The organism is Glutamicibacter sp. B1 (assembly GCF_039602135.1).
In the GTDB taxonomy this organism is placed as follows: Bacteria; Actinomycetota; Actinomycetes; order Actinomycetales; family Micrococcaceae; genus Glutamicibacter; species Glutamicibacter ectropisis.
On the sequence record NZ_CP125942.1, the window covers coordinates 1031034 to 1052162 of the forward strand.

At 54.0% G+C, this 21129-nt stretch carries 18 protein-coding genes; 7 read left to right on the plus strand and 11 right to left on the minus strand.

Annotated features, from left to right (window positions below):
- Positions 1–3 precede the first annotated feature (3 nt).
- The 3 genes from QMQ05_RS04800 to QMQ05_RS04810 are packed head-to-tail and all read left to right on the plus strand — an operon-like array spanning position 4 to position 3051.
- Positions 4–852: an ABC transporter ATP-binding protein gene (locus QMQ05_RS04800; protein ID WP_345474639.1), complete on the plus strand. Its 849-nt coding sequence runs from the start codon at positions 4–6 to the stop codon at positions 850–852.
- Entirely contained in the window at positions 849–1691 is an 843-nt protein-coding gene (locus QMQ05_RS04805) for an ABC transporter permease (protein WP_345473455.1), read from the plus strand. Before QMQ05_RS04800 ends, QMQ05_RS04805 begins: the two co-directional genes overlap by 4 nt.
- A gap of 31 nt (positions 1692–1722) precedes the next feature.
- A complete protein-coding gene (locus tag QMQ05_RS04810; protein ID WP_345473457.1) occupies positions 1723–3051 on the plus strand; it encodes an LLM class flavin-dependent oxidoreductase in 1329 nt (442 codons plus the stop codon).
- 124 nt (positions 3052–3175) lie between these two features.
- Here the strand turns inward: QMQ05_RS04810 and QMQ05_RS04815 are convergent, their stop codons facing one another.
- The gene (locus QMQ05_RS04815) at positions 3176–3901 is read right to left on the minus strand and encodes a type 1 glutamine amidotransferase domain-containing protein (protein WP_345473459.1); all 726 of its coding nucleotides are present in this window, start codon (positions 3899–3901) and stop codon (positions 3176–3178) included.
- A 528-nt stretch (positions 3902–4429) separates the two neighbouring features.
- On the opposite strand from QMQ05_RS04815, the gene QMQ05_RS04820 reads away from it, so the two are divergent.
- Positions 4430–4867 (plus strand): DUF4282 domain-containing protein, encoded by a 438-nt coding sequence (locus tag QMQ05_RS04820; protein ID WP_345473461.1) that lies wholly within the window; start codon positions 4430–4432, stop codon positions 4865–4867.
- A gap of 78 nt (positions 4868–4945) precedes the next feature.
- Here QMQ05_RS04820 and QMQ05_RS04825 read toward each other — a convergent pair whose 3' ends face one another.
- From QMQ05_RS04825 to QMQ05_RS04840, 4 genes are read right to left on the minus strand one after another with little or no spacing between them, the layout of a single operon-like run.
- Positions 4946–5347 (minus strand): universal stress protein, encoded by a 402-nt coding sequence (locus tag QMQ05_RS04825; RefSeq protein WP_345473463.1) that lies wholly within the window; start codon positions 5345–5347, stop codon positions 4946–4948.
- On the minus strand, positions 5344–6939 hold the full coding sequence (locus QMQ05_RS04830) for a tripartite tricarboxylate transporter permease (RefSeq protein WP_345473465.1): 1596 nt from the start codon (positions 6937–6939) through the stop codon (positions 5344–5346). The genes QMQ05_RS04825 and QMQ05_RS04830 overlap by 4 nt, the downstream gene beginning before the upstream one ends.
- On the minus strand, positions 6940–7443 hold the full coding sequence (locus QMQ05_RS04835) for a tripartite tricarboxylate transporter TctB family protein (protein WP_345473467.1): 504 nt from the start codon (positions 7441–7443) through the stop codon (positions 6940–6942).
- Positions 7440–8453, minus strand: a complete 1014-nt coding sequence (locus tag QMQ05_RS04840; protein WP_334121725.1) for a Bug family tripartite tricarboxylate transporter substrate binding protein — start codon at positions 8451–8453, stop codon at positions 7440–7442. The genes QMQ05_RS04835 and QMQ05_RS04840 overlap by 4 nt, the downstream gene beginning before the upstream one ends.
- A gap of 203 nt (positions 8454–8656) precedes the next feature.
- Here QMQ05_RS04840 and QMQ05_RS04845 point away from each other — a divergent pair, with 203 nt between their 5' ends.
- Positions 8657–10264: a sensor histidine kinase gene (locus tag QMQ05_RS04845; RefSeq protein ID WP_345473469.1), complete on the plus strand. Its 1608-nt coding sequence runs from the start codon at positions 8657–8659 to the stop codon at positions 10262–10264.
- 10 nt (positions 10265–10274) lie between these two features.
- A complete protein-coding gene (locus QMQ05_RS04850; RefSeq protein WP_345473471.1) occupies positions 10275–10949 on the plus strand; it encodes a response regulator in 675 nt (224 codons plus the stop codon).
- Positions 10950–11106: 157 nt separating this feature from the next.
- On the opposite strand, the gene QMQ05_RS04855 is transcribed toward QMQ05_RS04850, so the two are convergent.
- Together QMQ05_RS04855 and QMQ05_RS04860 are read right to left on the minus strand one after the other, a co-directional pair.
- Positions 11107–12402, minus strand: a complete 1296-nt coding sequence (locus tag QMQ05_RS04855) for an Nramp family divalent metal transporter (protein ID WP_345473473.1) — start codon at positions 12400–12402, stop codon at positions 11107–11109.
- Between the two features lie 108 nt (positions 12403–12510).
- On the minus strand, positions 12511–13446 hold the full coding sequence (locus tag QMQ05_RS04860; protein ID WP_345473475.1) for a dihydrodipicolinate synthase family protein: 936 nt from the start codon (positions 13444–13446) through the stop codon (positions 12511–12513).
- 158 nt (positions 13447–13604) lie between these two features.
- Here QMQ05_RS04860 and QMQ05_RS04865 point away from each other — a divergent pair, with 158 nt between their 5' ends.
- Positions 13605–14621, plus strand: a complete 1017-nt coding sequence (locus QMQ05_RS04865) for a LacI family DNA-binding transcriptional regulator (protein ID WP_345473477.1) — start codon at positions 13605–13607, stop codon at positions 14619–14621.
- 38 nt (positions 14622–14659) lie between these two features.
- On the opposite strand, the gene QMQ05_RS04870 is transcribed toward QMQ05_RS04865, so the two are convergent.
- The 4 genes from QMQ05_RS04870 to QMQ05_RS04885 form a co-directional block, all read right to left on the minus strand.
- A complete protein-coding gene (locus tag QMQ05_RS04870) occupies positions 14660–15520 on the minus strand; it encodes a prephenate dehydratase (protein ID WP_334121729.1) in 861 nt (286 codons plus the stop codon).
- A 125-nt stretch (positions 15521–15645) separates the two neighbouring features.
- Positions 15646–16656: an NAD-dependent epimerase/dehydratase family protein gene (locus tag QMQ05_RS04875; RefSeq protein ID WP_345473479.1), complete on the minus strand. Its 1011-nt coding sequence runs from the start codon at positions 16654–16656 to the stop codon at positions 15646–15648.
- A complete protein-coding gene (locus QMQ05_RS04880; RefSeq protein WP_345473481.1) occupies positions 16653–19241 on the minus strand; it encodes an alpha/beta fold hydrolase in 2589 nt (862 codons plus the stop codon). Before QMQ05_RS04880 ends, QMQ05_RS04875 begins: the two co-directional genes overlap by 4 nt.
- Positions 19238–20263, minus strand: a complete 1026-nt coding sequence (locus tag QMQ05_RS04885; protein WP_334121731.1) for a 3-oxoacyl-ACP synthase III — start codon at positions 20261–20263, stop codon at positions 19238–19240. The genes QMQ05_RS04880 and QMQ05_RS04885 overlap by 4 nt, the downstream gene beginning before the upstream one ends.
- Positions 20264–21129: the final 866 nt, after the last annotated feature.

A 21129-nucleotide genomic window follows, 5' to 3' on the forward strand; every position in this document is an offset into this window, starting at 1 on the left:
TCAATCATGTCAACGATCGAAATCAAGAATCTGACTAAAAAATTCTTGCGTAGCGGTGCCAACGAAAGTACTGCAGTTACCGCCATTGAGTCACTAGATCTTCGAATTGAGGACGGAGAATTTTTCACCCTGGTGGGACCGAGCGGATGCGGAAAATCCACGTTGTTAGACATCCTGGCTGGCCTGAGCACACCAAGTCATGGCGAGGTCCTGGTAGATGGCGAGCCAATTTCCGGCCCCAGCTTGGAACGCTCGGTAGTTTTCCAACAATACGCACTATTCCCGTGGCTTACGGCAGCCGCGAATGTTCTGGTGGGCTTGGAAAGCCAAGCCCGGCACGGGCAGGGGCTCAACAAAGCCGATCGGCGAGCCCGAGCCCATGAATACCTACGCTTAGTTGGATTAGAAGGTGTGGAAGATAAATACCCACATGAACTCTCCGGCGGAATGCGGCAACGAGTGGCCATCGCCCGAGCACTGGCCCATGAGCCAAAGGTGCTCCTGATGGATGAGCCGTTCGCCGCGCTTGATGCACAAACGCGCGAACAGCTTCAAGATTTGCTACTGGATATCTGGAAACGTACGAAGACCACCATCGTTTTCATTACACACGGCATAGAAGAAGCAGTCTATCTGGGGCAGAAAGTTGCCGTCATGTCCGCAAAGCCAGGGAAAATCACGGAGATCGTGGATATCGAACTTCAAGATCGCCAAGCCGTAGACGACATTCGTTCAACACGTCAATTCGGCGAATACCGGCATTACCTCTGGACTCTGTTGCATCGCCACGGCAGACAGGGTGTAGAGGCGACTATCGATAAAACTCTGATTACTTCAGGGGCTTCAGCATGAGCACACTAGTATTACCGGATCAGCAGGTACGAGTAGAAAACACTACGGTTCGCCGCGTTAGGCCAACTCGACGCTTCGGAGCAGCGCTGCGGAAAACACTGTACCGTTCCGGAGCAATTATTGGTTTTCTACTGGTCTGGGAACTGGTTCCACAATTTGTCCTAGAACCGGCATCAAGAGTCTTTTTGCCACCATTACATGAAGTTCTGCAGCAACTGTGGAAGATGATTATCAGCGGTGACCTCGGTACTCACATTGTGGCAAGTTTGGGACGCTCAGCCATCGGTTTCATTCTCGCTGTGATCATCGGAGTCCCAGTAGGGCTAGTGGTGGCTTGGTTCGCTAAAGTCGGCGATTTCTTGAATCCTCTTTTGGAAGTCTTCCGAAACACTGCCGCCTTGGCTTTACTACCGGTGTTCACCTTGCTTCTCGGCATTGGTGAACTGTCCAAGGTCTCCATCGTGCTCTATGCAGCATTTTTCCCAGTTTTGCTCAACACTATTTTGGGAGCACGCAGCGTAGATCCACTACTGATTCGTGCAGGAAAAACCCTGGGACTGAATAACTTTGAGATCTTTTCAAAGGTAGTTTTACCTGCCTCGGTACCCATTATTTTTACTGGCATCCGAATGGCTGGAACATCCGCCGTGCTGGTACTGATAGCAGCTGAAATGATCGGTGCAAAAGCCGGTCTCGGATATCTGATCACCAATTCTCAAGCAAGTTTTTTGATCCCCAAAATGTACGCGGCCATCCTCACGGTCGCGGTTCTCGGATTCGTCGTCAACGCAGCCTTGGTTGCGTTGGAACAGCACTTCTCACGTTGGGCTCGCGCCTAACCCTAATCTTCTCCTACAAAGGATTTTTAACATGACGCGCAAACTTACACTCAACGCCTTCTTGATGACTACGGGTCACCACGAATCGTCGTGGAGACTGCCCGAGAGTGATCCCCACGCAGGGACAGAAGTTGAGCACTATATTCGCTTGGCACAACTAGCGGAAAAGGCCAAACTCGACGCGATCTTCTTCGCTGATGCACCGGTCATTCAAGGATCCGTGGCTCAACGGCCAGCCGGAATCCTTGACCCGATAACTCTACTTTCGGCCATTGCACCGGTGACGAAAAATATTGGACTGATCGCTACGGCTTCTACCAGCTACAACGATCCGTACAACCTCGCACGACGCTTCGCAACACTGGACCTCATCAGTCATGGGCGAGCGGGCTGGAATGTCGTCACTACTGCTGGCGATGCCGCCGCACAGAATTTTTCTCAGCTGGGGCAGCTTGATAGTTCTCAACGTTATCTTCGAGCTCATGAATTCTTGAGCGTGGTACAGAAATTGTGGAACTCGTGGGATCCAGACGCGATCATTGCTGACAAGGACAGCGGCACGTGGGCAGATCCGAGTCGAGTCCATCCAGCGGATCATGTGGGCGAACACTTCCAGATTGCTGGTGCACTGAATGTCCCACGCTCACACCAGGGACACCCGGTGATTATTCAGGCCGGCGCTTCAGCTGCGGGCAAAGAATTTGCTGCGCAATGGGCTGAAGCAATATTCACCGCACATCAGTCCTTCGAATCAGCCCGGGATTTCTATCAAGAGATCAAAAACCGGGCTACCGCCTACGGCCGAACAGAACAGTCAGTCAAGGTCTTGCCCGGCATTGTCCCTATCCTTGGGTCTTCAGAATCCGAGGCGATAGAACTTGCGGATACTTTGGACGAACTGATTCTTCCTGAATATGCAAAGAAGACCTTGGCCCAACAGTTACATGTGGATCCAGAAGTCTTGGAACTCGATGAGGTGCTCCCCGAAGGGCTAGAGAGCGCGGCGTCTAAGGAAAAGTCAACGTCGCGGCGTGATCTGATATTGAAACTGGGGTACGGGAGAAATCTGACGGTCCGCCAAATTATTCGAGAACTCGGCTCCGGGCGTGGGCACCAAACATTTACTGGAACACCCGAACAATTAGCTGACCGAATTGAATATTGGTTCAAAGCCGGTGCCGCCGACGGGTTCAATATTATGGCTCCGGTTTTACCGTCGGGTCTGGAAACATTCACTGAACACGTTGTTCCGTTGCTACAGCAACGCAATCTCTTCCGTACTGAGTATGACCAGAGGACCTTACGGGGACATTACGGGCTGGAAGAACCGACAGATCACCAGGTCGGGGTTGTCCGATAGAGATCCGTGCACATGTGCGGGCTGGAGGAACTAACGCGGAGTACAAAAGAATTGGCTTGAACCCGTGCCAGCGCACGGATTCAAGCCAATTCTTTGATCGCTTCAACTTTGGCTGAGCCGATCTTTAGTCTGCTTCGACTTCTTCAGCAGCCTGTTCTTCAGCCTTTTCTTGATGGATCACCTCGGCCAGCAGCTTTTCCATTTCCTTGGCGACACCAGCGGCCGAGGCTGGATTTTGACCAGTGACCAATCGTTCGGAGACTTGCACATTCTCCTCAAAATTGTCTGCGGCGATATGGTTGGCGCCCTGTTCCACCAGCTTGTCCGCTAGGAAGAAAGGGATGATCTTGTCTTTGTCCACGGCGACTTCTTCATCATTGGTAAATGCCGCGACGTTTTTGCCACTGAGCAGTTTGATGCCGTGGTGAAGTTCCACGTCGAGTAATCCTGCCGGCCCATGACATACGGCACCAACAACGCCGCCCTTGTTATAGATTTCCGCAACGAGCTTTTGCAAGCCTTCGTTGTTAGGGAAGTCCCACATAGTGCCGTGGCCACCCACCAAATAGAGGGCATCGTACTGTTCTGGATTAACTACTTCGACTCTGGCGGTGTTGTAGAGGCCAGCTCGGGTTGTTTCATCTTGCGTGAATTGCACTTGGATGGGGTCGTCGGTATCGACCGTATCGCGTGGTGGCTGTCCGCCCTTGATTGAGGCGAAGTCGACGAAGTGCCCGGAATCTCGGAAGACCTTCCACGGATGAGCTGCTTCGGCGACGTTGTAACCGGTGGGTTCTCCTCCCGCACCGAGTTCTGAAACGCTGGTTAGGACCATGAGGATTTTCTTCACGGAGTGCTCCTTTCGCATTTGTCTTTTCAGCCTTATACAAAATGCGTTGATCATCAACCGAAACTAGACCGTTTTCAGGGTTCTTTGCGAGGGCTCCCGGTTTTGGATGAGGGATTGTTAAGGCAAAGCCACAAGTAACAAAGGGAGCATTCCTGCCCATTGAATGCCTCGTGCAGTGATGACTCCGATTAACGTGCCTGGGTGCCCTCAACGGAACACAAACTTTGGCGCTGGTAAGGGTCGAAGTTAGCTGGTTGATTGCGTCGAGGACGAAAATATCGGCGAGCTGGGGCGTATATCAGCATTGTCCGAGAGATCTAGTGAATGCGTACCGCTGTAGGCTCCGGATCGTTAACACTTCTACTTCCCACGATAAAGACGGACCATGCCAAGTCTAGACAAACCCTAACTTTCGATTAAATCGGGCTACCGATTAGGCAATATTATCTAGATCCTCTTTCGCTCGGAGGATCAGTCCGATAGTGTCGGCTATGTCATTCGTTTCTTCTTCAGAAAGTAGGTTGCAGGATGAAAGCACTATTCGATTTTGATTTCAGAAAGTTTGTGACACCATCCATCATCAAGATTGTCTACATCTTGATCATGGTTATGCTGGTTGTTTGTTATATCGGAATGGTGGTCAGCGCGTTCGCCGCTGACACCATGCTCGGGTTCCTGGTACTCATCATTATTGGCCCGCTCTTCGTTCTGGTTTACCTGGTATTAGTCCGTGCGGGGCTTGAATCCTTAATTGCTTCGATCCGTACTGCAGAAAACACTGCAGAATTGGTGCGTTTGGCAGGTGGAACCCCACCATTTGAAGCTGGAAACGGACCGTTCCCTTCAAACCCTTCAGGGCCACAGAGCTACACCAGCCCAACCACTCAGTACCCATCGCAGCGTGGCCCGCAGACCGGACCAGCTGATGGCGGTAACACTCCGCCAACCAACCCCTACCAGAAGTAACACGTAGACAACGTAGAGCTGGCCCGCACCAAATGGTGCGGGCCAGCTCTACGTTGTCGCTGAAGAAACAGCGGTGCTTTACCAGTCGTTGCTTGACTTGAGCGAAAGCACGGGACATCCTGCTTGGAGCAGGACCCGTTGGGCAACACTTCCCATGAGGAACTTGCCCATGGCGGTCCGTTTTCGCAGCCCGATGACTATCAGCTGTGCACGTTGTGCTTCTGCAGCCTGCAAAATCTGGTCCGCTGCATCAATCCCTTGGGACTTTCGTTCAATCCAAAAGTCCACTCCCGATTGTGTGAGTCGAGCTTCAAGCTCGTGATACTGCTTCGCATCTATGAGCCTGTCATCAACTAGCTGATCACCCTTGGACGAGTTGACTACAACCAACCGAGCATTACGGCGTTGAGCCTCATCGATCGCGGTCGCCAGAGCTGCCTCACCTTCCTCAGAAGGAATGTATCCCACAACGATCGTCATGACTCGTCCTTTCCAACGCGCTGCTCTTTCTCACCGGCTAATTCGGCCTTGTGTTTTGCTGGCTCGTGTTCTTCACCGAGCACCGTCTCAACCAGATCACTCTGGATCCCGCGGGAGCGACGAATGAAGGAGATGAGCATCGGCAAGATCAGCAGTATCGCGATGAGGATATAGATTCCGACTGCCAGCGGCTCACTCCAGATTCCAGAAACGGAACCTGCGGAGAGCTGGAAGGTCTTGCGTAGCTGTTCTTCAGCCATCGGTCCGATGATCACACCCAAGATCAGCGGCAATACCGGCAAACCAAAGCGACGCAGTGCGAAGCCCAGCAATCCGATGAGTAACAAGATCCATAGGTCTGCGACCTGCATGTTCACCGAGAAGGCACCCAGGGTAGCGAAGAATAGGATTCCGGCATAAAGATATGGGCGCGGGATTTTCAGCAGTCGAGCCCAGAGTGGCGCTAGTGGCAGATTGATGAGCAACAACAACGTATTGCCGATGAACAAGCTGGCGATCAGTGCCCAGACCAGATCGGGTTCGTTCTCAAAGAGGAACGGCCCGGGCTGAATACCCTTCATGGTCAAGAAGGCCAACATGACCGCAGCGGTGGCATTGGTCGGCAGTCCAAGGGCCAGCATCGGGGTGAGCGTACCAGCAGCAGAAGCGTTATTGGCAGCTTCGGGACCTGCGACACCCTCGATGGCACCATGACCAAATTCTTCAGGATGCTTCGAAAGCTTCTTCTCCGTCACGTAGGACAGGAAGGTTGGCACTTCAGCACCACCGGCAGGGAGTGCACCGAAGGGGAAGCCAAAAGCCGTGCCACGAAGCCAAGGCTTCCACGAACGTTTCCAGTCTTCTTTGCCCATCCACGGTGTGCCCACCGGAATGGTGCGAGTCGGGGTCAGACGCAGGTGCGCCGCAATCCACAGTGCTTCACCAATGGCAAAGACTGCCACTGCCACCACAACAATATCGATGCCGTCGACTAACGGAGCAAATCCGAAGGTCAGGCGTTTCTGACCGGAGACTGGATCCATGCCGATCAAACCGATGGCAAGACCCAGCCCTAGGGAAGCAAAACCACGAATCTTGGACGAGCCGAGAACCGCTGTGACGGTGACCAGTGATAAGACCATGATGGCGAAATAACTTGGTGCACCGAGACTGACAGCAAACTTCACCACGATGGGAGTGACCGTTACCAGTAGGGCTGTGCCAATGGTGCCGGCGACAAAGGAGCCGATGGCAGCCGTAGCCAAAGCTTGCGAGGCCCGTCCTGCCTTGGCCATCTTGTGGCCCTCAATGGCCGTAATCACGGTCGCGGATTCACCGGGAGTGTTCAGCAGGATGGAGGTAGTTGACCCGCCATACATGCCGCCGTAGTAAATGCCGGCAAACATGATCAGTGCACTGGAAGTCTCCATGCCGAAGGTCACCGGCAAGAGCAGTGCCACTGCCATAGCCGGTCCAATGCCAGGCAGCACGCCCACAGCAGTACCAAGAACGACACCTGCAAAGGCAAAGAGCAGGTTGATGGGAGTCAGGGCCGAGGCGAATCCATCCATCAAGAGATTGAGTGTATCCATTTAGAGCACCCCCGAAAGAATTCCGGCCGGCAGCTTAATACCCAGTCCTAGGTAGAACCCGTAGAAGGATCCCAGAGCCAAGACTAATGAGATCACTAGGGTCAAGACCCAGCGGCGCGATCCCAAGCTGATTGCCGTGCCGAAGAACAGAATCGTTCCTGAGATCACCCACCCGGCCCAATTGATCAGGAGTAGGTTCAGAACGAAAAAACCGAGTAGCGGAAGAACGACCTTCCAATCCGAGGGCTGACTGAGATCAACGTCTTCACCTTCTTCGCCTTCAGCAAGATTTCCGCGCACAACGGTAATACCCAAAGCGATGGCTGAGAGGACCAGAATTCCAGAGACAAGAAAGGGCACTGCCTTGGGCCCGATGGCATCTGCCTGGGAGTACGTCGAATGTAACTGCGACGCGTCAACAAACACAATGATTCCGACGAGAAGAAGAAACGCGGCGAACAGCAGTTCGACGCGTTTCTTCTTAGCGGTACTTACTTCGCTCACGCCAGACCCAGAGTCTTCAGGACGCTGGCAACGCGCTCATCCTGCTCGGTGAGGAAAGCAGAGAAATCATCTCCGGTCATGAACGCGTCGGTCCAACCGTTGGTTTCCAGTGCTTCCTTCCACTGCTCGGAATCGTGCATCTTGGTCATCAGGTCGACCCACTTTGTCTTGTCCGCATCGGAGATCTCCGGAGGGGCAACCAGGCCGCGCCAGTTAGAGAACACCAAGTCGATGTCTGATTCCTTCAAAGTAGGAGCATCAACGCCTTCAAGTCGTTCTTCGCCGCTCGTAGCCAGAACGCGAACAGAACCCTTTTCGATCTGTTGCATGTACTCGCCGGCGCCCGACGCAGCGAATCCTACCTTGTCACCCAAAATGGCTGGGAGCAGATCGCCACCACCATCGAAGGAAACGAAGTTGACGTCCTTCGGGTCGATGCCCACCGCTTGGGCTAGCTGCATCGGCAGAAGGTGGTCAGGACCACCCGGTGAGGAACCGCCGCCGACAGAAATCTTGGCAGGGTCTTTTTTCCATGCTGCGACCAGGTCATCGATGGTCTTGTAAGGAGAATCCTTGGAGACCATGATGGCTCCTGGCTCCTCAATCAGCTTTGCAATCGGCGTGGTGTCTGTCAGCTTAGCCTCGGTGTCGTTGGTGTAACTTGCGCCGACAACGCCAAGCCCCATGAGCATAGCCAAATCGCCGTTGCCCTTTTCATTGATCATGCGCGCCAGACCCACGGTTCCACCGGCGCCAGCCAAGTTGAAGACCTCAGGATTGGTGGCCAATCCGGCTTCGTCCATAACCTTGGCACCTACGCGGGCAGTGGTGTCGTAACCTCCACCTGGAGTGTTGGGCACCATGATGCGCAGATTGGTGAGGGGAGCATTGGACTCTGCAGCATCGCTGCTAGAGGACTCCGAGGTCACGCCACAGCCCGTGACCCCAATGGCTAGGGCAGCAGTGGCGGCCAGTGCCGTCAGGGCGCGGAAGGATTTGAAGTTTTTCATTGATTTCAGCCTCGTTGCTTTCATCTGAGTTGCGAGTAATTCCACAGTAGGCATGCGTGTGAACTGGGTCACGCTTACGTACTCAAAGAAAATACTGTTCATTGTGTAACCAAAAACTATGACTTGAATCATTCAAAAGTTCGGTAAAGTTGCCCAGTGCCCCAATGATGGGAACTCAGGAATCGGCAACAAGGAGCGGTTAGGTGGGAATCAAACCTTCAAGGTTAAGTACCGTTTTTGCTCAACGGCTCTCCTTGGCAGGCCAATACCTGATCCTTCAATTGTTAATTATCGCCGTGGTTCTCGCCGGCGTAGTTGCGGTATCACTGACCCAATCCACGAATAACTTTGAAAAAGTTGAAGGGCGTCGCAGTTTGTCTGCAGCCGAGTCCTTGGCAGCGAATCCGCTTCTGAGAGTACTCATTCCCAACGCTGCGCCGGAAATGGGCTCTGCCTTACCTGCCATGGCCGAGACAACCCGAAGCACTTCTGGATTACAGTTCGTAGTTCTTGCAGATCGCTACGGGACGGTCATTACCTCCACCTTCCCAGACGACGTGGGAACCTCGATTCTGCACCCGGAATCACAAGTAGCCCAAGGACGCGGGTGGACCGGGGACATAACTCGCAATGGGGAACATGTGCTCATTGCTCAGGTTCCAGTCCTGAACGATGAAGGTTCCATGGTTGGCATCGTCAGTGCTGGTCAAAGTTATCCCAGTACACGAGAGTTGATTCAAGAGATCGCACCCAGCGCACTCATAACCCTCGTGATCGCCGTGGCGCTCGGCGCGATTGGTTCGGTATTACTTTCGCGAAGGGTCAAGCACCAAACCAGAGGCATGGAACCTCGCGAAATTGCCGAACTGTTCGAGCATCGCGAAGCGTTGCTCCACGGTGTCAAAGAGGGCATCATTTCGGTCTCACCCGATAGTCGAGTCATGCTGGCCAACGATATTGCGATTGAACTGCTTCAACTACCGTTAGATTGCGTTGGGCAGACACTGACCGAGCTGGATGTTGCCCCACAAGTCTCCCGTGCGCTCACCACCCAACAGCAACAACCCGACAGGCAGTTTCTGATTGGTGAACGAGTTGTGGTCTTTAACCGCATGCCGGTCAAAACAGCACGCAAAGACCACGGGTCAGTGACCACCTTCCGTGATCGTACCGAGCTGACACTATTGGAGCAGGAGTTGGGCGACAGCAAAGCAACAGCCGATATGTTGCGATCACAAACCCACGAATTCGCGAATCACCTTCATGCAATTTCTGGTCTCATTCAACTGCAGGAATACGACGAAGTTATTGGGTTCATCGACGGTGTAAGTTTTAGCCGCAGTAAGGTCTTCGAAGATGTCACGGCCCATATAGCGGAACCAACAATTGCTGCCTTGCTCATTGCTAAAGCTAGTGTCGCCACAGAACGAGGTATCAAGTTCGAGGTTTCCAGCGACTCTCGATTGGAACGCGGAGATGAACAGATCGCCCGCGACCTGACCACGGTTATTGGAAACCTCCTAGATAACGCCATGGACGCTCTCGCCGAAGTACCAGAGCCGAAGATTGAGCTGTCGATTCAAGAAATCGATGAGATCGTCACCGTGAAAGTCACAGACAATGGGGCTGGGATTGCCGATGAGGCGATGAAAGAAATTTTCACTCAGGGATTCTCGACCAAAGACACAACGGTCTCTGGAGGGCGGGGGTTCGGCCTGGCGCTGAGCCGATTAGTCTGTCGGCGCCGTCAGGGAGATATCACCGTGGTTAATGACCGTGGCGCACAATTTACCGCCACACTGAGAAAGTAGGACAAGACTCGTGATCAAAGTTCTGGTGATCGATGATGACTTCATGGTTGCAAAGGTGCATGCCGGATTCGTCAACAAAGAGCCAGGTTTCACTGTGGTAGGGGTAGCACATAGTGCCAGTGACGCCGTAAAAGCGGCTACCGCCTTATCGCCGGATCTAGCCTTGCTCGATATCCACCTCCCCGATATGAATGGGCTTGAACTGCTGCAACGGCTTCGTGAAGTTCAACCTGAGTTAGATGTCATCGTCATTAGTGCAGCGCGTGAAATGGATACTGTACGCAAAGCCCTGCGCGGAGGAATCGTTCATTACTTGATGAAGCCATTTTCCTGGGACGACTTGCGCGAAAGATTGAAGCACTATGCCAAGACATATCAGCCATTGCATGTTCTCCGGGACAAGGAGTTAGAGCAAGCAGATGTGAATCTCCTCTTCGGTATGGGCAGTCAAAGTCGACGCCCACTTCCTAAGGGGTGCAGCGCTGAAACGATGAGCTTGGTCGAAAGCATCGTTAGGCAAACGCCGGAACCGATCTCGGCAACCGAAACTGCTGAGAAACTCGGAACCTCGAGGGTGAGCGCTCGCCGGTACTTGGAGTATCTTGCTGAAGAGAACTTGGCGCAGGTGAACCTTCGCTATGGGGGAGTAGGCCGGCCTGAACGACGTTATTCGTGGAATGGCTAAACCCGAATCCGAGCCACGACGTAGAAGCCCGGCTAATACGAAAGTAGATTCTGCCTTCAATTGGCTTGGGAAGGATTGGGGTGAACATAGGGCAAGGACCATCTCATCCATGATGGATATTGAGATGGCCCTTGGGACTCTTACGAGCGGGTACTCACTATGAAATGAGAGCGGATACGAGACGAATCGAGGATGCGAGAATCGCGACCAATCCGATGATTCCAAACACGTTGTGCCACCATCGGTTTCGCAAGTCACCCATTATTTCTTTATTGTTGGCCATCATAACGAGGAGAATGCCTAGAAGCGGTGCGATGAGAACCGTGAGCGATTGCGCAACGACGATTAGTCCGACAGGTGATTCCTGGAAAGTAAGCGTGACTAATAATCCGAAGGCCAGGATGATACCTGTGATGACTCGGGCCATTGGTGAACCGCCTTTGGACCCACGCCCCAGTGCGTCTGACATCATTGTGCCGCCAGCCGTTGCATTCGCAATCATAGAAGAAAAGGCTGCACCGGAGAGCCCCAGAGCAAAAATTATCGTACCGAAGGGCCCAGCTAGTGGTTCGAAAATGGCTGCGAGGCCATTGATAGTTGAAGCTTCTGAGCCGGTTGCGCCCAACACTGAAGCAGAAACCATGATGACTAGAGCGGTCATAATTCCTGGGGCGATAATTCCGGGAATCGTATCTACTAAAGTGATGTCTCGATAATCGCTCCGTGTCCGCGAATTCTCTTTGATTCCGTAGGAGTTGTAGAACGCCGCGTTGATCGAGAAATTCGTACCGACGAGGGCTATCACCAGAATTTCGCTACCTGCAGGGAGTGTGGGAACTAAGCCGGTCATCGATAAATACCAGTCTGGCTTGGCAATTACAGCACTGGCGATAAAAGCAACTGCCATCAATGCGACGATCAGTAAGAGTATCTTTTCGATAATTCCGTATACGTTTCGAAAGGCAAGGATCAGTCCAACACCGGCGGTACAGACGATTGTCCAGAGAACTGGGGATCCTCCAAACACCATTGATAGCCCGAGGCCTGAACCAACGGCATTTCCAACGGAAAACATCAGGGTTATCCCAAACACACCGATTCCGGCGGCGACGCCTACGGGTTTGCCAAGACGCTCCTTTATTTCGGTAATCAAAGACTTTGGAGTGGCTAAACCTAGTCGAACACTCATGTCGGTGAAGAAAATCATCAGAATAGTGGAAACTGCAATAACCCATAGCAAGGTGTAGCCGTATCGACTGCCAGCCTGTACCGCTGTGGTTAGGTTGCCCGGACCAAACTGCCACGCCCCGACAACAAAGGCGGGTCCCATGAGCGCCAGATAGCCAAGGAACGTACGCCGTTTACCTTGTTCGGAGGGCTTGTTGTCCTGTGCTGGCTTACGTTGACTTCTGTAATTAGACGAAGCCATGACGGCGTTGTGCGGCTCGTTCATTACGAGTCCTCCTTTTTGCTTTTAACTCACGGACGGTACTGATCGGTTGAAAACTAGATACGAATGGTGGGGCGGCCTTGAACAGTGCCGCCCCACCAAAGTTATTGTTTAGGCGGAAACAGTAACCTTGCCCAGCTCAGCGGAAGCCAAAGCAGCTGCAATTTCCTTATCGGCGCCCGCTTGAAGCGGAAGCAATGGCGGACGGACCGTCGCGTGTTCGAGAATGCCACGAGCTACCAGCCCTTCCTTCAGGGCAACAGTACCTTCCATGTGCGAGCCACGGTGGTAAACATTCTTCGTTACAGGAAGAATTCGGTCGTGGATGGCCCGGGCCGCAGCGTAGTCCTTAGCTTTGCCCGCGGCGATTAATTCGATTAGTGGTTCCGGTGCCAGGCCGCCGTATCCAACTAACGCACCGTCAACATCGAACATGGTGTGAAGCAGGTATTCATCGTGGCAGGTCAAGATCTGAAGCTCTGGATAAGTCTTGCGGAGTACTGGGATTTCTGTATCCCAGCGCTTCATGTTGCGGACACCGTTCTTGGTAGCGAATACGCCTTCCTGTCCAGCGATTTCCAGCTGCGTGTCCAAATCGTAAGTTGCTTTGGTGGCATCCGGGTACTGGAACAAGATCAGGGGCAGACCACTGGTCTCGTAGATTTCCTTGTAGCGAGTCTGCGGTGCACCCTGCTGGTAGCCGAATCGCAGCCAACCATGCGAAGGATAGACCAGGCCTGCTGATGCTCCGGCGTCAACAGCTCGCTGCGCTTCTAACGCTGCAACGGTATTACCCTCGCCCGTGATGCCTGCAATGATCGGGATTTCTCCGTTGACGGCGTTCTTGAATTCGCGAATAACCAGTGCTTGTTCGTCCTGGGTGAGGAAGGTTCCTTCGCCGGCATGACCCAACACGACAAGACCTTTGACTCCTTCGACACTTGCTAACCATGAGCCCAAACGGTGGATGCTGTCGACATCCACGCTTCCGTCTCGATTGAAAGGGGTGACAGGAGCGGGGACAAGACCGCGAAGATCGATGTTCATGAGAGCTACCTCCATGTAGTTCGGAATACCCGCTAGGATGAAAACGATTGCGGGAACGTTTTCATTCTGAACTATGATTCACGTCACTGTCAACAGGTGATTTTTGAAAGATCGTAAATAGAGTGTCTACTAGGAAAGAAGCGAAGAGGAGAAAGCATATGGAACCGGTGATCCCCAACGCCCCAGTCACCCTGAAAGACGTAGCTGTCGCTAGTGGAGTTAGCTTGTCAACAGCTAGCAGGGCTCTTGATGACCGGGGGAAACCGTCGCAATCAGCAACCGCGGATCGTGTTCGAAAAGTTGCAGAAGAACTCGGTTATCGGCGCAATGCCTTTGCTTCGAATCTGCGCCGAGGGCAAACCCGAACCCTCGGTGTACTTGTGCCAAGGCTCAGCGATACTGTCATGGCGCTGATGTTTGAAGAGATCGAACGTGCGGCTTCCTCCCGTGGATACTTCGCTATGGTGGCTACTAGTGGCGACGATCCGAATGATGAACGGAAAGCAGCAGAGACTTTGCTCGACAGAAGCGTCGACGGGCTCATTTTGGCTACATCTCGAATTGAAGATGAATTACCTAAATACTTGCGAGAATCTTCTGTGGCCCACGCATTGGTATTGCGTACCGACGGGACGAGCCCTTCTTCACTCGGTGACGACGAAGTCGGAGGGTATCTCGCGGTGCGACATTTGGTGGATCTGGGCCACACAGATATCGCGGTGATTACTGGTCCGTCGTTCACGTCTACGGGCATTGCACGATTGGCAGGAGCCAAACGAGCGTTGGCCGAAGCAGGCCTGCATGTCCCCAAGCGACGGATGATTTCTGTGGGGTATGGAATTCAGAGCGGATTTAGCACTGGCAGAGAGCTGCTAAGTGAAAAGCATGGCTCAAAACCTACCGCGATTTTTGCCGCGAATGACAATCTTGCAATGGGCGTTATGGCCGCGGCAAAAGAACAGGGCTTGATCATTGGAGAAAATCTATCGCTTGTCGGATATAACGACATCCCTCAATCGGCATTGCTACCAACTCCGCTAACGTCTGTTCGAATTCCACTTGAGCAAATCGCCAGTAGGGCAATTGACTTTGTCTTGGCGCCCACGAGTGAGCACGAAATCCGTAAGTTCATGCCAACATTGATTCCGCGTGAATCCAGCGGGAAACCACAATAAGTAACGCGAACATAACGAAGCCCACGGTTTTTTAATTCCTAAACAAAAGCTGCTGACACGCTTTGGCGATGCTCGCTGGCCGCGTAGGTGCCAAGGATCTTGATCTCCCACGTGAAGAATTCGAGCTCTTCTAAGGCAAGACGTACCGGCAAGTCTTCAGGATGACCTTCGACATCGATCATGAAGGTCGTCGCAGCGAAGGATGAACCGACCATGTAGCTTTCAAGCCGCGTAATGTTCACACCATTGGTCGCGAAGCCACCCAGTGCCTTGTACAAAGCACTAGGTACGTTGCGCACTTTGAAAACCAACGTGGTCACTGCAGACTCGGGAAGCGCAGAACGCGATGGCAATTCCTGTTTACGGGCAAGCACCACGAAGCGAGTAGTGTTTGTCGGATCATCTTCCACACCCGAGGCAAGCACTTCGAGTCCGTACAATTCTGCAGCCAGAGGGGGAGCGAGGGAAAGTTTCTTCGGGTCATTCCAGTCCCGCACTTCACGTGCCGAGCCGGCGGTATCGCCTGCAATCACCGGGGTCAACTGGTGTTCTCTAATGATCTTGCGGCACTGACCCAATGCATGAATATGGCTATGTACTTCGGTGGCTTCCGCAACGGTACTACCTGGCAGTCCCAAGAGATCAAAACGGATCCGTAGGTAGTGTTCGCCAACGATCTGTAGATTCGATTCGGGCAACAGCACGTGAATATCTGCGACGCGTCCGGCCAAGGAGTTTTCGATGGGGATCATCGCCAAATCTGCTTCACCGTTTTCTACCATGGCGAAGGCATCCTCGAAGCTGGCGCAAGGTACAGCCTGCATATCGGGGAATCGTTGAGTGCAGGCCATATTGGAGTTGGACCCTGCTTCGCCTTGGTAAGAAATCTTGTTGCTCATCATTTTAAGGTATCGCTATTTCACGTGCAGGGCGTTGTTGGTGCCGATTCATGACAAACACCGCGACATCCCGGCAGTAAGCCGGGGCATCGCGGTGTTCAGTTGGTTTCTAAGCCGAACAAGCCTTAGCTCGTTGAATAGTGTGCGCGCAGCTTGGCGATGCCTTCGTCGATGCTCACCACTGGTTTCCAATCCAGCACCTTGTGGGTCTCACGCTGGTCAAACCAGTGGGCGGTGGACAGTTGTTCGGCCAGGAAGCGGGTCATGGGTGGTTCATCATGAACGAGTCCCTTGGAGCCTGCGGCGAGCCAGACTTTTTCAATGACGGAGCCCGCGCCACGAGCCAGCCAACCTGGCACGTTGAGTTTCGGGGCTGGGGCGCCACCGGCCTGGCAGATCCCTGCAATCAGCTCACCCACAGGCCTCGGTTCGCCGTTAGTTACGACCAAGGCACGTCCATGGGCGTGATCCATGCGTTCTAATCCACGAACAATCGCCGAAGCAGCATTATCAATGTAGGTCGTGTCGATCAAGGCCGCACCATGATCTAGCAACGGAAGTCGTCCTGCCTTAGCACGCTGGATTACGCGCTCCACGAGCTGGGTGTCACCCGGCCCCCACACCACATGCGGGCGGATAGCGGTCACTCGGAAGTCCTCGGAATCCGCAGCCAACGCGTCAAGTTCAGCTGCCGCTTTAGAACGGGCATAGTGACCGTGAGCCAACTGTGGGTTAGCGGTTCCTGCTTCAGCTCCGGCTAACGCATCCCCGAAATGGGCCACCGACGGAGAAGAAACAAAAACGAAGTCTCTAATGCCTGCGCTTCGTGCAGCGGTGAGTAAATTATTGGTACCGGTGATGTTGGTATCAACAAACTCTTGCCAGTGACCGGTAAAGGACACTTTGGCGGCAAGGTGGATGACCGCGTCCATGGACTCAACGGCTCGGGCTACAGCCTCTTGATCTGTCAGTGAGCCTTGAACTTCATCGCTGGCGCCGGTCGAGGCACGGCGCTGAAAAGTGCGTACATGGTGGCCCGTGTCGCGAAGGAGCTGAGCCACTGCACCGCCGAGCAGGCCGCTGGCGCCGGTGACAAGAACCCTTCGCGCGGTTAGTGAGTCTTGAATTGTGCTCATGGTGTGCGGATCCTTCCACCGGCAAGCGTTGAACTGGCCCACTGCGCTAGAGCTGCACGGTCAATCTTCGAGTTATGGCGAATATCGGTGGGCAGGGTCTTCACCACCAGCACGGCTGCCACCTCAATGCCAGTGGCTGCGACGGCCGAGCGGACCAACTTGGTTAGCTCACTCGACGCTGGACCTGCTTTGGGGGCAGCCGGAACAGTTTCCATGACCACTACTGCAGCTTGTGTGCCTGCCGGGCCGACACCCACCAGGGCAGCACGCCCTGCACCGGCGACCGACTGCACGGCGTGTTCCGCTGCCACCGGAGTCACGGCGCCCTGAGCCATGGACAATACGTGGCCCAGTCGGCCTTCAACCCACAGACGTCCCTCGGCATCGAAATGACCGACGTCGCCGGTACGGTGCCATCCGGTGATAGAACTGCTGGCCTGTTCGGTGATCCACAGACGGTCATAACGGTCCTTAACGTGCGCAGCGCGGACCAAAATTTCGCCGGTGGCATTGGGAGTGTATTCTGGCTGATCGCCAGCAACCCCCAGGTCATCGATCGGTGCGATAGCGATGGTGGCACCGGCAACGGCGGTACCAACGCACACGCCATTGCCCTGTCCTGCTTCACGGATACCATCAAGGTCAATGTCGGTGACTGGCAGCGCTTCGGTCATCCCGTAGGGAGTATGCACCTTGGCATTGGGCACAAGCTGTTGCACCTTGTCCAAAAGCGGTTCTGGGATCGGGGCGCCGGCTGAGAGCATCAGTTCAACATTGGACAGTGTTTTACGCTGTGCCGTGTTCAGCTCGGCCTTGGTCGCAAGCACATTAGCTAGCGCTGCGGGGGAGGCAAAGACCGTAGTTGCATTGACCGCGACGGCGGCATCAGCCAGGGCGCTGGCCGTGAGCGTACGCGGAGCGGTGACATCCATATCTGGGGTTACCGAGGTGGCGCCGAGCGCCGGGCCAAGCAAAGCGAACGGTGCGAAGCCAGCAACCAGCGAGGAACCAGCCTTCAAATGGTAGGTTTCACGCAGGGTATCGCGCATGGCGGAGAGCTGTCGGTGCGTGTACACAACGCCCTTGGCCGGTCCGGTGGAACCAGAAGTGAACAGCACCGCCGCGTCGGCATCGGGATCCGGGGCAGTAAAACTACCTGCTGTGGCCCCGGTTGAACTTCCGGCCTCCAGCAATTCGTCCAGGGTGTGTTCCACGCCCAGTACCTTGCGCTTGGCGGAGGAAAGTTCCTCAACAGCAATCTTGGTGCCGGGCCAGCCTAGGACTCGTGCACCGGTCAGTGCACGGTTAATGCCCACGAGGAAACTGGGACCAGCACCCTTGATGGCCCGGCCCAGACCCTTGGTGCCTAATCCTGCATCTGCCACAACTATCACTGCGCCCAAACGCAAGCAGGCATAAATCAGTGAGGTCAGCTCGATGCCAGGTGGTACCAGCAGGTTTACCCGGTCCCCAGACTTCACGCCGATCTGCTGCAATCCGGAAGCTAGCGCATTAACGCGCTGTCCAAGCTCAGCCCATGACAAGGAACGCGGCGGATGGATATCAACCACCGCTGCGCTTGGATCATCCTGTCGAGAGTCCAACTCGGCGAGCATAGGAAGGTAGGCATCTTCGCTTTGGACGCGTGCGGAGTGCGCAGAATCTGGCGTGCTATCCAACCATTCAAAAATTGGGGTAGCGATATCGCGGTCCTCGCCCACCAGGTGGCTGGCACCTTCAAAACGGTGCACCTGAGCCTGAGGCAGACGGCCCAACAGATCGCGCAAATAACGATCGGAGAATACCGGATCCTTGGGACCCCAAAGCATCAGTGCAGGTACCTTCAAGGAACGTACTGCTTCAGAGATCTCATCCAAGGCGCGCCGGCTTGGATGTTCGGGAAGGAACGGGATGTCGGCGACAAAATTGGCTACGCCTTCACGCTGTTCGGCACTGGTGTAAGGGGCCATAAACGCCTGACGCACCTGTGGGTCCAAGGCAGGTTGGGCCAGCGAATGAGTGACCTGAAGGAAAGCACGAGTGGACTTGGTGCCCCAACCATGGACGGCGGGGTGGGTCGCTAATTTCAGGGCAGCAGGTAGTTCAAAGCCGGCAGGGTGAACTGCGGTATTGGTCAGGACAACATTATTCAGTCTCTCCTGATGTGCCACGGCCCACCCTAGAGAGACGATCCCGCCCCAGTCATGACCGACGGTGGTGACGTTATTGCCAAGATCCAAGGCGTCAATGACATCGCCGAGGTCATTAACACGGTCAGCCAAACGACGGAATTTTCCGGTACGTTCTGAAAGGCCCATATCTAGTTGGTCAACAGCGACGATTCGCCAAGCCAACTGGTGATCTGAGACGTGGTTGAACAGACTGCGCCACAAATAGGACCACGTAGGATTTCCGTGGACACAAACGAGTGTGCCCACCGGGGTGATGCCGCGCTGTGTTAGTTCTTCCTGATTATCCAGCACGTGCCAGCGGTAGGAAGCGCCTTGAGCATCAATCGCGGAGGTCGACGGAACGCTCAGGTATTTTGAGTAGATTTCCTTGACGCCGGGGAAAATCTCGGTCACCAGACAATCTCCATCATTGCGGTGTTTAATCCAGAGCCTACGCCCATGCACAGCACGCGGTCACCAGGCTTGAGCGTTTCAGCTTCTTGGGACAGCGTCATGGGTAGCGAGGCCGGGCCAACATTGCCCCACTTCGAGAAGGTGATGGGCACGCGATCCTTGATCAAACCCACGGCTTTAATGATGGCGTTGGTGTAGGACTTGGAGACCTGATGGGTGACGTAGCGGTCCATGCTCTTCCAGTTCCAACCAGAATGGTGCGCTTCGTCCCAAGCATTGACCACGAGGTCGAGCCCGTTATCCAACAGGCCCTTGGTGTCGGTGTACATTCCATCCGGGCCACCTACACACAGTTCATGATGCTGGGTTCCGGCGCGGGAGACACCGCCAAGGATCCGGTGGGCATTTGGGTGAGCATCGGCTGGGCCGATCACGGCAGCTGCTGCACCAGAGCCCAGAGTTAGTGTCGCAAATTCACGCATGTAGTCATCACGCGTGGAAGTCTCGGCGTTCAAGCGTTCAAAAGTAGTTTCTTGAGTGGCTTTGGCATCCTCGCCGGCTACGATCAGTGCGTACTTGATCTGCCCGGAGTCGATCATGTTCGCGGCCAGGCTCATGCCGTTGACGAATCCAAGGCAGGCATTGGCCACGTCGAAGTTCATTGCTGAGGAAGGCAGGCCCAGGCCGTTGTGGACCTTAGACGCGACGGACGGTTCAAGGTTGCGTCGGGTCACCGAAGTATTAATAAGTAGACCGATTTCGCTGGCGTCAACGCCGGCCTGGTCGAGGGCTTTTTTGCCGGCGAGGATGGCTGCGTCATCGAATTCGACACCATCGGACCACCAGCGGCGTTCTTTGACCCCAGAAACACGCTCGAGGAGCTTTTTGGAAAGGCGCAGTCGTTTCAAACTTGGAGCCAGCCGCTCATCAAATTCTGCTGAGCTCACCACCTCTGGTGCGAGGACGCTGTTCACTGATAAAAGCGCAACGTTATGGTGTTTAAAGGTGGCATTGCCGTTCAAAGTGTTGCCTTCGTTTCTGCTGGACTATCTGTGCGGTGCATACTGCGATGAAACGTCTTTACCGGCAGACACCTATGGTGCTGACGGTATGTTTGCTCTTCTTACATTATTCCTTGACCCGCTGTGAGAAGAACTTGAACAGCCAATTTCAGCCGAGGGCAAGAAACGGAAATAACGCAGACTAAATCGATCCTACAGAGATGACCTTTGAGATTCATGGAAAGATCCGTATTTGTTATCCGAAAATTTTGCTGAATTTGTGGACGTAAGAGCAGTGAGACAGCGCTCGTGGAATGGTGGTGCACTGATTGCCGAGAAGTATGGATCACTGACCACAAGCATTATTGGGTAGTTTTCGGATGACTTCACCATCGAAGGTAGGCGCATCGCGGTTTCTTATGACCAGTTGCCGCGCTCCTGCCCTAGAGGTCTTGTGTTGTTGCAGGGGAGCAGAAAAACACGGTGATGTTGTCGGGGGTGCCCTTATGTTAAAAGTCAAGCACCTACACGAGCACCAATGTTCCCGAGCGAGACATGGGCGCACGGGAACATATATCCACTTTCCCCAGAGGCCTTGGGCGTGGAACTCGCATGCAAGGTGAGGAAGGGAGGGGAATCGACATACCGAGAGTCAGCATGCACCCTCCTACAAAAGTATGATCTACACCCTTGCTTACCAGTGGGTAGACTTCACCTTATGTGATTTAGTCATTTTGTTAGTTAACAAAAAGGCAAGTCAACTGTCATGTTTGAAAATATATACAAATTTGCAGGCATTCAGGCTGACTCATCACACATAGCGGGCACCCCATTCGTAGGGGACTTTCCACCAGAGTGAGAACCTACCATCAGGCCTAAGACAAGGT